We start from the raw sequence: 14,039 nt of genomic DNA, 5'->3' as shown, positions 1-14,039 counted from the left end.
GTCCAGCGACTGAAACCGGCCGCCGGGACCCCAAAATTTCAAAGAATGCCCCCTGCCATGTCTGAACAACCCTCCGAATCGGCCCGCCAGGCCATCGTCCCCGACACCGCCGCCGGCCGCCGTTTCGACGCCGTCGTGGCCGAACTGTTCCCCGAATACTCGCGTTCGCGCCTGACCGAGTGGATCAAGGCCGGCGACGTCCTGCTTGACGGCGCCCAGGTGCGCCCGCGCGACCCGCTGCGCGGTGGCGAGGTCGTGACCCTCAACGTGGTGCTGGAAACCCAGACCGATGCGCAGCCGGAGGACATCCCGCTGGACGTGCTGTTCGAGGACGAGCACCTGCTGGTGATCAACAAGCCGGTCGGCCTGGTGGTCCACCCGGGTGCCGGCAACCACAGCGGCACCCTGGTCAACGCGCTGCTGTTCCGCGACCCGTCGGTGGCAGTGCTGCCGCGTGCCGGTATCGTGCACCGCCTGGACAAGGACACCAGCGGCGTGATGGTGGTGGCCAAGACCCTGGAAGCCCAGACCGCGCTGGTCGAGCAGCTGGCCGCACGCGACGTGCATCGCCAGTACCTGGCCATCGTGATGGGTGCGCTGGTGGCCGGCGGTACCGCCGATGCCCCGATCGACCGCCACCCGCGTGACCGCCTGAAGATGGCGGTGCGCGAGGATGGCAAGGAAGCGATCACCCACTACCGCCTGCGCGAGCGCTTCCGTGCGCACACCGCGCTGGAGTGCCGCCTGGAAACCGGTCGTACCCACCAGATCCGCGTGCACATGGCACACGTGCGCCATCCGATCATTGGCGATCCGCTGTATGGCGGTGCGCTGAAGCTGCCCAAGGGCGCCAGCGACGAGCTGGTGGCCGCGCTGCGCGGCTTCAAGCGCCAGGCGCTGCACGCCGAGACCCTGGAGTTCACCCACCCGATCACCGGCGAAGCGGTACGCAACACCGCGCCGGTGCCGGAGGACATGCTGCACCTGATGAAGGTGCTGCGCGAAGACAGCGAAGCCTTCGCCGCACGCGAGCGGGACCGCTGGTGATGGCGGCCGCGCTGCCGTTGCTGCAGGCCGACTGGCCGGCGCCTCCGGGCGTTCATGCGTTGACGACGCGACGGCATGGCGCGGGCATATCGCCGGCGCCGTTCGCGCAGTTCAACCTGGGCAACCGGCACGCGGCCGATGGCGATACGCCGGCCAACGTCGAACACAACCGCCAGCTGCTGCGGCAGGGGCTGGCGTTGCCGTCGGCCCCGCACTGGCTGCGCCAGGTGCACAGCACTACCGTGCTGCGCTTCACGGCGCCCCCGGTGGAAGGCGCCAGCGAGCCGGTGGCCGATGCGGCGGTGACCTCGGTGCCCGGTGTTGTGCTGGCAATCCTGACCGCTGACTGCCTGCCCGTGGTGTTCGCCGCTGCCGACGGCAGCGAGGTGGGCGCCGCCCACGCCGGCTGGCGCGGCCTGGCCGATGGCATGCTGGAGGCGACGGTGGCCGCGATGCACACGCCGCCGGCGCAGCTGCGGGCCTGGCTGGGCCCGGCCGCTGGACCGGCCGACTACGAGATCGGCGAGGAGGTCTACCACGCCTTCGTCGGGCACGACCCGGCTGCCGAGGCGGCCTTCGTGGCGACCCGGCCGGGCCACTGGAAGGTGGACCTGTTCGCGCTGGCGCGGCAGCGGTTGCAGGCGGCGGGCATGGACCCGGCGCAGGTCCATGGCGGCTCGGTGTCGACCATGGCCGATCCGGACCTGTATTCGCACCGGCGCGACCGTCGCACCGGACGCATGGCGACCTTGGCCTGGATCGCGCCCTGACCCCGCCACTGTTCGCGCGCGTGCTGGGGCCGGCCTTCGCCACCCTGGCGGCGCCGGTGCAGGCGCTGCATGCCGCGCCGTTGCCCTGCCGCTACGTGGGGCAGGCGCGCATCGTGAGGGGGCAGCACTGGCTGGTGCCGCTGCTGGCCGCGTTGGCGCGGCTGCCGCAGGACGGCGCCGCTTTGCCCACCGAAGTGGCGTTCAGCCACTACCGGCAGGGCGAGCAATGGGCGCGGCGCTTCGGTCGCTGGCCGATGATTTCGCGGCTGTGGGCCCATGAAGGGCATCTGCGCGAACAGCTGGGCGCGGTGCGCTTCGAGTTCGGGCTGCAAGCCCGCGACGGTGGCATCGACTGGTCGGTACGCCGGGTCTGGGCGTTCGCGCTGCTTCCGCTGCCGAGGCACTGGTTTGGTGGCCTGCGTTGCCGCGAAGCCTGGCAGGGTGAGCGTTACACTTTCCTGGTCGATGTGACGCTGCCCTGGGTGGGAGCCCTGATCCGCTATGAAGGCTGGCTCGAACCGCAGTGAGGCCACCGCCGGGGCGGGCAACCCGGTGATCGTGTTCGATGGCGTGTGTGCGCTGTGCAACCGCTGGGTGCGTTTCCTGCTGCGTTTCGACCGCAGGGGGCGCTACCGCTTTGCCGCGATGCAGGGCGAGCGGGGCAGTGCGCTGCTGCGCGCATACGGGCTGGACCCGCAGGACCCGGCGTCGTTCCTGTTGCTGGACGCGCAGGGCGCCTGGACCGATACCGATGCGATCCTGCGTGTTCTGGCGGGGCTGGGCGGCGCCTGGCACCTGACCGGCGTGCTGCGGGCAGTACCGCGCGGCTGGCGCGATGCCGCGTATCGCGCGCTGGCGCGCAACCGTTACCGTTGGTTCGGGCGGCACGATGCCTGTTACCTGCCTGCACCGGAGCAGGCCGCGCGGTTCCTGGATTGATCGCCTGTCTTCTGTAGAGTCGAGCCATGCTCGGCTTGCTTTTTCTCCTGCCAACAGCAGCCGGGCATGGCTCGACTCTACAAAACGCAGCCGAGCATGGCTCGGCTCTACAGGAACGCGTGTTTCAACCCTCCAGCGCGTCGAGGTAGCTGCGGCGCCAGTGGTTGATGTCGTAGGTGCGCAGGTGTTCCATCATCGCGTGCCAGCGTTCCTTGCGCCTGCTCAGCGACATCGTTGCCGCCGTGGCGATGGCGTCGGCAACGCCATCCAGGTCGTGCGGGTTCACCAGCAGCGCCTGCTTGAGTTCGTCGGCGGCGCCGGCCAGCAGTGACAGCACCAGCACGCCGGGATCTTCCGGGTCCTGCGAGGCCACGTATTCCTTGGCCACCAGGTTCATGCCATCGCGCAACGGCGTGACCAGCCCCACCGCCGCCGCCCGGTAGAAGCCGGTCAGGGTGGCATGGGTGAAGTTCTGGTTGACGTAGCGCAGCGGCGTCCAATCGGGCTCGGCATGGCCACCATTGATGTGGCCGGCGATCTGCTCCAGCTGGCTGCGCAGTTGCCGGTACTCGGTGACATCGCCGCGCGAGACCGGCGCGATCTGCAGGTAGGTCAGCGAGCCGCGCTGGTCCGGGTGGCGCTGCAGGTAGCGCTCGAAGCCGAGGAAGCGTTCGGGCAGGCCCTTGGAATAATCGAGGCGGTCGACGCCGATCGCCAGCTGGCGATCACGCAGGCTGTTGCGCAGGTTCTTCACTGCGGTCTTGGTCGCGGCGGTGCCGGCCTGGCGCGCGATCAGCTCGGTGTCGATGCCGATCGGGAAGGCCGCAGCGCGGAAACGGCGCCCGCCCGGTGCTTCCAGCTCACCGTTGTCGAGCACGCGACCGCCGCCGAACAGGCGCAGGTAGGTCTGGAAGCGATCAGCATCGCGCTGGGTCTGGAAGCCGACCAGGTCGTAGGCGTACAGCGCGGAGAACAACCGCAGGTGATCGGGCATCGCCTGCAGCAGGTCGGCCGAGGGCATCGGGATATGCAGGAAGAAGCCGATGCGGCAGCCGATGCCGCGCTCGCGCAGCAGGGCACCGAGCGGGATCAGGTGATAGTCGTGGATCCAGACGATGTCATCCTCGCGCAGCAATGGCGCGAGCTTGTCGGCGAACAGCGCATTGACCTTGTGGTAGGTCTCGCGGGTACCACGGTCGTAGTCGACCAGATCCAGGCGGAAGTGCAGCAGCGGCCACAACGTGCGATTGGCAAAGCCGTTGTAGTAGCCGTCCACCTCGCGCTTGCTCAGGTCCATGGTGACGTAGTCGATGTCACCGTCCTTCTGCCGGTGCAGCGTGCCGCTGCCGTCCTTTACCGTCTTGCCGCTCCAGCCGAACCATAGGCCGCCGCGTTCCTTCAGGGCGGCCAGCAGGCCGACCGCCAGGCCGCCGGCGCGGTTCTCGCCGGGTACGGCCACGCGATTTGAGACCACGACCAGACGACTCACGATGCCTCCTGCCAGGACCGCGACAGGCGCATGGCGGCGGTGATCAGGCCGACGTGCGAATAGGTCTGCGGGAAGTTGCCCCAGGCCTCGCCGGTGTCGAAGGCCAGATCCTCCGACAGCAGGCCCAGGTGGTTGCGCTGCTTCAGCAGCAGCTCGAACATTTCGCGTGCCTCGTCCATGCGCCCGATCGCCGCCAGCGCATCGATGTACCAGAACGTGCAGATGGTGAAGCTGGTTTCCGGTTCGCCGAAATCATCCGGCGCGACATAGCGGTACAGCGAATTGCCATGCTTGAGGTCGCGGCCGATCGCATCGACGGTGGCGATGAAGCGGGCGTCCATCGCGTCGATGAAGCCGATGTCGGCCAGCAGCAGCAGCGAAGCGTCCAGGCGATGGCCGCCGAAGGTATCGGTGAAGTGGCCCAGTTCTTCATTCCAGGATTCGGCCATGATGCGCGCGTGGATGGTGTCGGCGCGCTCACGCCAGTAGTGTGCGCGGTCATCGCGCTTCAGGCGCACGGCGATCTTGCACAGGCGGTCGCAGGCGGCCCAGCACATCGCGCTGGTGTAGGTGTGCACTTCGGTGCGGCCTCGGAACTCCCACAGGCCCGCATCGGGTACATCATGCAGGGCGAAGGCCTGTTCGCCCAAGGGTTCCAGGCGCGCGAAGGTGTGTGCATCACCCGGGTCCTGCAGGCGCCGGTCGAAGAACAGCTGCGTGGAGGCCAGCACCACGCTGCCGTAGACATCGTGCTGGCGCTGCACCCAGGCCAGGTTGCCACGGCGCACCGGGCCCATGCCGCGGTAGCCGGACAGGCTGGGTACCTCATCTTCGTCCAGCTTGGCTTCGAAGCCGATGCCGTACAGCGGCTGCAAGGTGCCGTCGGTGGTGGCCAGGTTGAAGATGTAGCCGAGGAACTGTTCCATCGTGCGCGTTGCGCCGAGGCGGTTCAGTGCGCGCACCACGAACGCCGCATCGCGCAGCCAGCAGTAGCGGTAATCCCAGTTGCGCACGCTGCCGGGCGCTTCGGGAATGGAGGTGGTCATCGCCGCGATGATCGCGCCGCTGTCTTCGTACTGGCACAGCTTCAGGGTGATCGCGCTGCGGATCACCGCGTCCTGCCATTCCAGCGGGATGGACAGGTAGCGCACCCATTCGCGCCAGTAGTCGCGGGTGCGCTGGAAGGCCTCCTGCACATAGCCGCTGATCGACCGGTTGAGTGATTCATCCACGCCCAGGATCAGGTGGATGGGATGGTTGAGCACGAACGGCAGGCCGTCGCGCACCATGCGCACCGGCACGTCGGTGGTCAATCGCAGCACGTGCCCGGGCAGGATCCAGCGTACGTGATTGCTGCCCCAGGTGGACTCGGGCACGCGCGCGCCCCAGTCGGCCAGCGGGCGCGCGCGCACTGTGATGCGTGGGCTGCCGGCCAGTGGGCGCACCTGGCGGATCAGGCTGACCGGCCGGTAGAAGCGGTCGTTCTGCCGCCAGCGCGGGGCGAAGTCGAGGATCTCCAGCGCACCGCCATGCTGGTCGCGCAGCACCGTGCGCAGGATCGCGGTATTGGTGAGGTATTCCTGTTCGCTGTCGGCGAAGTCCTCCAGCTCGATGGCGAAGTCGCCACCGCTCTGCTGGTTGGGGCCGAGCAGGGCACAGAACGTCGGGTCGCCGTCGAAGGTGGGCAGGCAGCTCCAGACAACACGGGCATGTTTGTCGACCAGGGCGCCGAAGCTGCCGTTGCCGACCACGCCCAGATCAAGATCGGGTTGGGTCATCACGCGGTACATCTCGGTTGCGGCCGTGGGGATTGGCCGGGTCAATAGGCATTCTCACGCAGCCAGGCGTGCACGCTGCGTATGTCGGGCAGCGCAAACACCGCCGCGCTGGGTTCACGTTCACCCACCAGCACGCTCCAGCCGTGCTGGACGTTGGCGGCGTCGAAGCCGAATTCATCGGTGAGGTCATCGCCGAGGAACACCGGAAGACGGCCGCGGAAGGGCAGGTACTGCATCATCCGGCGCACGGCGCGCCCTTTGTCGCTGCCCACCGGAACGAACTCGACCACGTGGTCGCCCGGTTGCAGGCGGTAACCGGGCCGACCGCGCACGTGGCGGTCGGCAAAGGTGCGTACATCGCTGGCCGCGTGCGGTGCGCCGCGCCAGTGCAGGGCCAGGCCGACGCCCTTGTCCTCCACCAGCACGCCGGGATGGCCGTGCGCGAAGCGCATGGCCTGCTGGTGCAGCGCGTGCAGCCATTCGGCGGTGTCGTCGTCGTGTTCGTCGCGCAGCACGCGACCATCGTGGCCGCGCAGCTCATGCCCATGCAGGCCGGCGGCAGGCAGCTGGAGCGGAGCGAACAGCTGGTCCAGCTGTTCAAGCGGTCGGCCACTGACCAGCGCCACGGCACCTTCCAGGCGGTCGCTGATGCGGCCGATGGCCTCACGCACATCGGGCAGCAGCTGCACGGCATCCGGGCGTGCAGCGAATTCGATCAGGGTGCCGTCGACATCGAGGAACAACGCACAGGCGTCGTCAAGCAATGGCGGTGGCGGACGCAGGGGGAGCGGTTCAGCCATGACGCCCAGCTTGCCAGCCTGGGCGTGTAGGGCAGGTCGAGGGCAGGCTGCGGATCAGGGTAGTGCCGGCCAGCGGCCGGCACTACCGGACGCGCGAATCAGAACGTAAAGCGGACGCGGCCGTAATAATAGGCACCGTTGCTGCCGATCGGCGACAGTACGTCGTACGGCAGGTTGCCGAAGTAGTGGATATCGCTGTTGGATCGATCCGGGTAGTTGTCGGTCAGGTTCTGCCCGCCGATGGCCACGCTCCACTGCGGGGTGATGCGGTACTCCACCTCTGCATCCAGCTGCCACTCGGCCTGGTAGGTCTGGCGCGGGATGTAGCCGTCACCGAAGTTGAACACGCGGGTGGCGCTGCCATAGCGGTTCACGCGCGTGCTCAGCGACCAGCGGTCGTTGCTCCAGGCGGCCGAGAAGCTGCCACGCGTGCGTGGGGTGGCATCGGTGAGGGTGTTGGTCTCTTCGATGCCGAACAGCACGTAGTCCGGATTCAGCGCGCGCAGCTGCGCCGGGGTGGCCAGCACGTTCTTCAGCGTGGTCTTGGTGTAGGCGTAGGTGCCGGTCAGCAGCAGCTGGCCATCGCCGAGTGACTGGCGCCAGTTGCTCACCAGTTCGGCACCGCGGGTGCGGGTGTCGGCCGCGTTGACGAAGAAGCTGGCGCTCTGCAGGCCGGTGACGCCGTAGTTGGCGGCCACGTAGTCGGTCAGCGCATCGCCGGTGATGCTCTCCGACAGTGCGATGCGGTCGTCGATGTCGATCTGGAAGAAGTCCAGCGACAGGTCGAAGTGTTCGCCGATGCGACTGGTGAAGCCCAGCGACGTGTTCAGGGATTTTTCCGGCTTCAGGTCCTGCGCGCCCAGGCCACGCGCGATCGGATTGTTGACCGACAGCAGGCGGCCCTGAACCAGCTGGCCGCCGGCGTTGTAGCCGGTGGAGGTGGATTCGTAGCCGATCTGCGCCAGTGACGGTGCGCGGAAGTTGTTGGAGATGGCGCCGCGCAGCGCGAATGCCGGGGTGAACTCGTAGCGCAGGCCGAGCTTGCCGGTCAGTTCACCGCCGAAATCGTCGTTGTGCTCGTAGCGCGCGGCCAGATCGGTGGAGAACTTTTCGCCGAACTGGCTGGACAGGCTGGCATAGGCGCTGGCCACATCGCGCGACAGGGTGGCCGCATCCTGCGGGGTCAGGCCGCCACCGGCCTGCGAACCGGTGGGGCGATCGGTAAACGGACCTGCCGCATAGCTGGCCGGGTCGCCGGGACGGGTCTGGTAGCGCTCATGGCGTGCCTCCACGCCCAGGCCCAGGGTGTGGCTGATGCTGTCGCTCTGGGGGAACACGCGGCTCAGGTCGAGGTTTCCCACGGTCTGCGCGTATTCGTAATCGGCGGTCTTGAAGCGGGTCGGGCTGGTCGGGCCCAGCGAGGCGTTGAGCGAATCGCGCAGGCGGTAGGTGAAGTCGTTCTGGCCGTAATCGACGCTGCCGTCGTAGCTCCATTCGCCCCACTGGCCACGCACGCCGGCCACGGCCTGCACGTCGCGGTTCTCGCCTTCGGAAACAGGCCGGTAACCGTTCGGATAGACCTGCTTCCAGTTGGCATCGCCATCGGGGTAGCGGAAGTAGTTCGCGCCTTCGGTATCGCGCTGGTTGAACGTACCGAACGCGTAGAACGTCGACGTCTGGCCGACCGGAATCTCGGTGTTCAGCCACAGGTTGATGTCCTTGCTCTGGCCATCACCCAGCACATAGTTGCGCTTGCCCTGCAGCGCCAGGTTGCCCGGCGTCTGGTCCCACGGCGGAATCTGGTCGAAGCCGGCGCGGTTGGTGCCGTTGCGGTGCTTGTATTCCAGGCCGACGCGCAGGAAGCCACCGTCTTCGCCCAGCGCTGTGCCGACCTTGGCGCTGAAGTTGCCGGTCTGGCCATCGGTGAGGGTGCGCCCGATCGGCTTGAGGTCGGTGTGGTTGGCACCATAGCTGGCCTCGATCTCACCGCCGTCGCCGCCGTTGTCGAGGATCACGTTGATCACACCGGCCACCGCGTCGGAGCCGTACAGCGCGCCGGCGCCGTCGCGCAGCACTTCGATGCGCTTGATCGCGCTGACCGGGATCGAATTGAAGTCGACCGGGGTGGTGCCCTTGCCGATCTTGCTGTCGGTGTTGACCAGCGCGGTGTGGTGGCGGCGCTTGCCATTGACCAGCACCAGCACCTGGTCCGGCGACAGGCCGCGCAGCTGTGCCGCGCGCACGTGGTCGGCGCCACCGGAGTTGGACTGGCGCGGGAAGTTGAACGAGGGCAGCAGCGCCTGCAGCGCGCTACCCAGTTCACCGTTGACCACGCCGGCCTTGCGGATGTCCTCGGCGGTGAGTACGTCTACCGGCGAGGTGGATTCGAGCACGGTGCGGTCGGCGGCCCGGGTGCCGGTGACGATCACCGTATCCAGGTTGGTGGCGTCCTGGGCCAGGGCCGGGACGGCGGCGGAGGAAAGCGCGAGGGCGATGGCGAGGCCGAGCGGCGACGCGGGCAGGCGGGCGGACATGGAGGCTCCAGCAACAACGACGACAGGGAAGGGGGAGATAGTTTCACTTACATCCATCCGGATGAAGCGATATATTATCTTCGCGTGATGGCCGGTGCCGATGCAAGCCCCTGCCGGTCCGGCATGAGTTGATGCCCTGCTGGCATCAGCACGCCGGGCCGGTGGCGCTGTACGCTGCCGGCTCGCCTTGTCCCCCCTTCCCCGGAGCTGTACCGATGAAACACCTTGGCCTCGTCTTCGCCGTGCTGCTGGCCACCAGCGGCTGCGCCAGCCTCTCTTCACAGGCGCCCAGCGCCTATGCCACGGCCACCACCGCCGAACTGAAGGGCGATGCCGCACGCCCGTCGTCCGGGCACGGCTGGGTGCGCAGCGAGCTGTATTTCGGCGTGGGCGAGGAGCAGGGCGCCGGCAACCGCCCGCAGGCCGGCACCATCAGCGACGCGCAGTGGCGTACCTTCCTGGACAAGGAAGTGACCCCGCGCTTCCCGGATGGCCTGACCGTGTTCGATGCCTATGGCCAGTGGCTGTTCCGCGGTGATGCCGCGCCCAACCGCCTGCGCACCAAGGTGCTGGTGGTGCTGCACGAGGACACCCCGCAGCGCCGTGCCGATATCGAAGCCATCCGCCTGGCGTGGAAGCAGCAGACCCAGCATCAATCGGTGCTGTGGTCGCGGCAGCCGGTCGAGGTATCGTTCTGAATTGAAGGCGCCGCCACGGTGCCGCAGGGAGCGATGATGAACTACAGGGAATGCGTGCTGGGCCTGGTATTGGCAGGCGTGCTGGCACCGTCGGCGCAGGCGAGCGGCGGGGAGGGCGGAACGCTGCGCTTCCAGGTGGCCGCTCATGTGCAGGCGCACGCCGATCCCCAGCAGGGCGGAAGCATCGCGGTGCAGCTGTCGCCGTCGGGCAAGCGGCAGACGCTGGAGGGCGCGGCGGATGCCGACGGCAATTCGCGCTGGTCGCTCGAAGATGTCGATTTCGATGGCTACCCGGAACTGGTCGCACGTGCTTCGGTGGGCATGGTCAACGAAGCGGTGGCGGTGTACCGCTTCGATCCGGCCAGTACCGGGTTCCGCGCGCTGCAGGCCGACACCCATGGCAAGCACAGCTGCGGTGACCTGATGGGGCTGACGGTCGACCGTCCGAGCCGCACCCTGACCAGCAGCTGCCGCAGCGGCCCGATGTGGTACACCGACCAGTACCGGTTTGCAGGCGCGAAGCTCTATTTGTACCGCGCCGAGAGCGTGCTGATGCTGGGCGATACGCTCAATGCCGCGCTGCAGTGGGAGCCGAGCGACGAGCAAGGCCCGCTGGCGGTCTGGCGCACCTATGATGCCGCTGGCCGTGTGCTGGAGAGCGCGATTGCCGATGGCCTGGGCGCACCGCCGGATGGACCGTTGCGTGGCCGGCAGGCCGCCGTGGTACCTGCGCGGCTGTTCCTGTTCGACCGCCCCGGTGCGTCCAGCACCAAGCGTTACCTGGTGCAGGGCGACCGCGTGGAACTGCTGGATGAACAGGACGGCTGGGTGAAGCTGCGCTACCGCAACCCGAAGCAGGGCGCGGTGGAGGGCTGGATCAACGTCAACGATTGATTGAACTGAACTGACAGGCCCTGGATAGCCGGGCCACTGCTGCCTGGTGTGTTTCTTGCTTGCAGGACTGGTCCCCTCGACGCTGGAAGCAATTTCGGATTTCTTGCATGGAGCTGCCGGGTGCTCCGGCACATGATCGTGGTGGTGGCTGAAAAGCCAGTTTCTGCACGGGCATTCCAATGACAATGGGGATCGGCTTCGAGCCGCGACTGCTTGAGAGAGACGGCCCGCACATGGTTGCGGCGCTGATGTCGCTGATTCTTCTCCAGCTTGGGCTCCTTCTGCCGGGGAGGGCCTGGTCGATGCCAGTCGTGGAACAAGCGCAGCTTATGTTCGAAGTAGCACCAGCAACACCGGTAACTGTCGTCCATCAACCTGACGGGGGCATCCAGGTCCAACTCCCCTCAGGCGCGACACAGCAGCTGCCGCCAGCTCCATCGGGGTCGCTGGAATCTGAAACGAAGCTGATGGCGTTGGATGTGGACTTTGATGGTCAGCTTGATCTGGTAGTGCAGATGCCCGTTGGAATGGTCAATTTTTCAACACTTGTCTACAAGTTCGATCGGTTTCTTGGCAGGTTCATAACACTGCCAGTCCTGCGGAAAGCAAGGCGAAGTTGTGGGGAGTTCGGTCGGATCGAATTGGATTCTGAGAATCAGGTGCTCCGCAGTAGCTGCCGAAGTGCCGTCTGGCGTGTTGATGTCTACCGCCCATTCAACGGCGTTCTGTACCTTTATCGTTCTGAGCGCATGCTTACGTTGCCCAGGTTGGACGGAGAAGTGCTGAATCTGGAGGCGACGCGGTTTGATGGCCCATTGGCCGTTTGGACCAGCTACTCGGCGACCGCGGAGATCGAAGAGCGAGCCATCAATGACGGGTTGGCAGTGCCCGAAAACGATAGCCCGCTGGTTGCGTTGACAGCCACCGTGGTACCCGCGCGGCTGTTCCTGTTCGATCGACCCGGCGCATCCAGCACCAGGCGTTACCTGGTGCAGGGAGACCGCGTGGAGATGCTGGATGAACAGGATGGTTGGGTGAAGCTGCGCTACCGCAACCCGAAGCAGGGCGCGGTGGAGGGCTGGATCAACGTCAACGATTGACTCGATCTCCGCCGGTAGTTTGCCTATCGAGGTGATGTGCGCCTTGCCCACGGAGGCATCACTTCTTCGGGTCTAGCCTCGGATGTTCTCCCCTCGAGGATGTATCCGATGAGCAAGCGCGTTGCCGAGATCGTTGTCGATACCCTGCAGCAGGCGGGCGTCCGCCGCTGTTACGGCATCGTTGGCGATACCTTGAATCACGTCACCGATGCCCTGCACCGCAGTGAAATCGACTGGGTGCATGTACGCCACGAAGAAGTGGCCGCCTTCGCCGCTGGCGCCGATTCGCTGGTGAGCGGCGAGTTGACCGCCTGTGCGGGCTCCTGTGGTCCCGGTGGCCTGCACTTCATCAACGGCATCTTCGAAAGCAATCGCAACCGTGCGCCGATGGTGCTGATCGCCAGCCAGGTGGTGACCAGCGAGCTGGGCATGGAATTCCCGCAGGAAGTGGATTTCAAGGCGGTCTATGGCAGCTGCACGGTGTTCTGCGAGCAGGTGCACAGCCCGGAGCAGGCCCGACGCGTCGTGGCCCTGGCCTGCCAGGCGGCGATCAGCCGCCGCGGCGTGGCGGTGGTGATCCTGCCGGCCGATATCAGCCAGGCTGAGGTGAAGCACGATGTGCCGTTCTCGGTGCACTACACCCAGCCAGTGCTGCGCCCTTCCGACGCCGAACTGCAGCGCATCGCCGAGCTGCTGGGGCAGGGCAAGCGCATTGGCATCTATGCCGGCGCCGGTTGCCAGGGCGCGCATGCGCAACTGCTGGAACTGGCCCGGCGCCTGCAGGCACCGGTCGCGCACACCTCGCGCGCGAAGGATTTCGTGGAGCCGGACAACCCGTACAACATGGGCATGACCGGCATCTTCGGCATCGAATCCGGCTTCCACACGCTGATGGCGTGCGACACACTGCTGCTGCTCGGTGCCGACTTTGCCTGGGGCCAGTTCTACCCGGACAAGGCGACGATCATCCAGGTCGACCGCGACGGCAGCCACCTCGGCCGCCGCCACCCGGTGAACCTGGGCGTGGTGGGCGATATCGCGCCGACACTGGATGCACTGCTGCCGATGCTGCCCCCGCGCGAGGACAGTAGTTTCCTGGATGAATGCATCGAGCGTCGCGACAAGGCGCTGAAGAAGCGCGAGCAGGAAGAACAACCCGGCGAGGGCGAACTGATCCACCCGCAGCACCTGACCGCGCTGCTGTCGAAGCATGCCGCAGACGATGCGCTGTTCACCGCCGACGGTGGCTCGCCGATGGTGTGGGTACTGCGCCACATCCGCGTCAACGGCCGCCGCCGCACGCTGACCAGCCTGCTGCACGGCACGATGGCCAACGCGATGCCGCAGGCGCTGGGCCTGCAGAAGGCGTTCCCGGGCCGGCAGGTGGTTTCGCTGTCCGGTGATGGTGGCCTGGCGATGCTGCTGGGCGACCTGTTGACCGCGGTGCAGGAGAACCTGCCGATCAAGGTGGTGGTGTTCAACAACGGTTCGCTCAACTTCGTCGAGCTGGAACAGAAGGTGGAAGGCCTGCTGGACAACTACACCGACCTGAAGAACCCGGACTTCGGGCGCTTGGCCGAGGTGATCGGTTTCCACGGCCGCACCGTGACCCGCAGCGAGGATCTGGAGGAGGCGGTGCAGGATTTCCTGGCCCAGCGCGGCCCGGCGTTGCTGGACGTGCACACCAGCCGCGCCGAACTGGTGATGCCGCCGCAGATCGAGGCCAAGCAGGTGGCCGGTACGGCGTTGTACGCCGCCAAGGCCGTGTTGAACGGCCGCTTCGACGACGTGAAGCACCTGCTGGTGGACAACTTCCTGAAGAAGTAGGGGGGAGTCGATGCAGGGCTGCGCCCTGCACCCGCTGAAACCACGGCAACCGCCGAAGCAAGGTCAAAAGCAGGTTTGCCGTGGATAGGCGGGGTGGGGCCGGTTGCGGGGGGCGCCGTAAACCCGTCCCTGGGGGCTTGGCCGCGGCATCCATGCCGCGGAC

General features: G+C 66.9%; 12 protein-coding genes. 8 read left to right on the top strand and 4 right to left on the bottom strand.

Going from position 1 to position 14,039, the window contains the following annotated elements; genetic code table 11:
- Window positions 1-57 precede the first annotated feature (57 nt).
- Genes rluD through ARC23_RS19835 form a run of 4 tightly spaced genes read left to right on the top strand, consistent with a single transcriptional unit; the run spans window position 58 to window position 2,756 of the window.
- Window positions 58-1,047, top strand: a complete 990-nt coding sequence (gene rluD, locus ARC23_RS19850; RefSeq protein WP_080393123.1) for a 23S rRNA pseudouridine(1911/1915/1917) synthase RluD — start codon at window positions 58-60, stop codon at window positions 1,045-1,047.
- Window positions 1,047-1,817 carry a peptidoglycan editing factor PgeF gene (gene pgeF / locus ARC23_RS19845; protein ID WP_057498786.1) on the top strand — a complete coding sequence of 257 codons (771 nt, stop codon included), beginning with the start codon at window positions 1,047-1,049 and terminating at the stop codon, window positions 1,815-1,817. Before rluD ends, pgeF begins: the two co-directional genes overlap by 1 nt.
- 20 nt (window positions 1,818-1,837) lie before the next feature.
- A complete protein-coding gene (locus tag ARC23_RS19840) occupies window positions 1,838-2,344 on the top strand; it encodes a DUF4166 domain-containing protein (protein ID WP_057498785.1) in 507 nt (168 codons plus the stop codon).
- Complete coding sequence (locus tag ARC23_RS19835) at window positions 2,319-2,756, top strand: thiol-disulfide oxidoreductase DCC family protein (RefSeq protein ID WP_057498784.1); 438 nt, start codon at window positions 2,319-2,321, stop codon at window positions 2,754-2,756. Before ARC23_RS19840 ends, ARC23_RS19835 begins: the two co-directional genes overlap by 26 nt.
- 124 nt (window positions 2,757-2,880) lie before the next feature.
- On the opposite strand, the gene otsA is transcribed toward ARC23_RS19835, so the two are convergent.
- From otsA to ARC23_RS19815, 4 genes are all read right to left on the bottom strand, one after another.
- Entirely contained in the window at window positions 2,881-4,245 is a 1,365-nt protein-coding gene (gene otsA / locus ARC23_RS19830; protein ID WP_057498783.1) for an alpha,alpha-trehalose-phosphate synthase (UDP-forming), read from the bottom strand.
- The gene (locus ARC23_RS19825) at window positions 4,242-6,023 is read right to left on the bottom strand and encodes a glycoside hydrolase family 15 protein (protein WP_057498829.1); all 1,782 of its coding nucleotides are present in this window, start codon (window positions 6,021-6,023) and stop codon (window positions 4,242-4,244) included. Before ARC23_RS19825 ends, otsA begins: the two co-directional genes overlap by 4 nt.
- Window positions 6,024-6,064: 41 nt before the next feature.
- Entirely contained in the window at window positions 6,065-6,823 is a 759-nt protein-coding gene (gene otsB / locus ARC23_RS19820) for a trehalose-phosphatase (protein WP_057498782.1), read from the bottom strand.
- Between the two features lie 98 nt (window positions 6,824-6,921).
- Window positions 6,922-9,357 (bottom strand): TonB-dependent receptor plug domain-containing protein, encoded by a 2,436-nt coding sequence (locus ARC23_RS19815; protein WP_057498781.1) that lies wholly within the window; start codon window positions 9,355-9,357, stop codon window positions 6,922-6,924.
- Between the two features lie 215 nt (window positions 9,358-9,572).
- Here ARC23_RS19815 and ARC23_RS19810 point away from each other — a divergent pair, with 215 nt between their 5' ends.
- From ARC23_RS19810 to ARC23_RS19795, 4 genes are all read left to right on the top strand, one after another.
- Complete coding sequence (locus ARC23_RS19810) at window positions 9,573-10,055, top strand: DUF3574 domain-containing protein (RefSeq protein ID WP_057498780.1); 483 nt, start codon at window positions 9,573-9,575, stop codon at window positions 10,053-10,055.
- Window positions 10,056-10,091: 36 nt separating this feature from the next.
- Window positions 10,092-10,949, top strand: a complete 858-nt coding sequence (locus tag ARC23_RS19805; RefSeq protein ID WP_057498828.1) for an SH3 domain-containing protein — start codon at window positions 10,092-10,094, stop codon at window positions 10,947-10,949.
- Between the two features lie 248 nt (window positions 10,950-11,197).
- A complete protein-coding gene (locus ARC23_RS19800) occupies window positions 11,198-12,049 on the top strand; it encodes an SH3 domain-containing protein (RefSeq protein ID WP_057498827.1) in 852 nt (283 codons plus the stop codon).
- Window positions 12,050-12,157: 108 nt separating this feature from the next.
- On the top strand, window positions 12,158-13,876 hold the full coding sequence (locus ARC23_RS19795; RefSeq protein ID WP_057498779.1) for a thiamine pyrophosphate-dependent enzyme: 1,719 nt from the start codon (window positions 12,158-12,160) through the stop codon (window positions 13,874-13,876).
- Window positions 13,877-14,039 lie beyond the last annotated feature (163 nt).

The sequence above is a fragment of the Stenotrophomonas beteli genome, from assembly GCF_001431665.1.
GTDB lineage: Bacteria > Pseudomonadota > Gammaproteobacteria > Xanthomonadales > Xanthomonadaceae > Stenotrophomonas > Stenotrophomonas beteli.
Note: the sequence above shows the minus strand (reverse complement) of the source record. Positions and strands in the feature narration are given on the sequence as shown.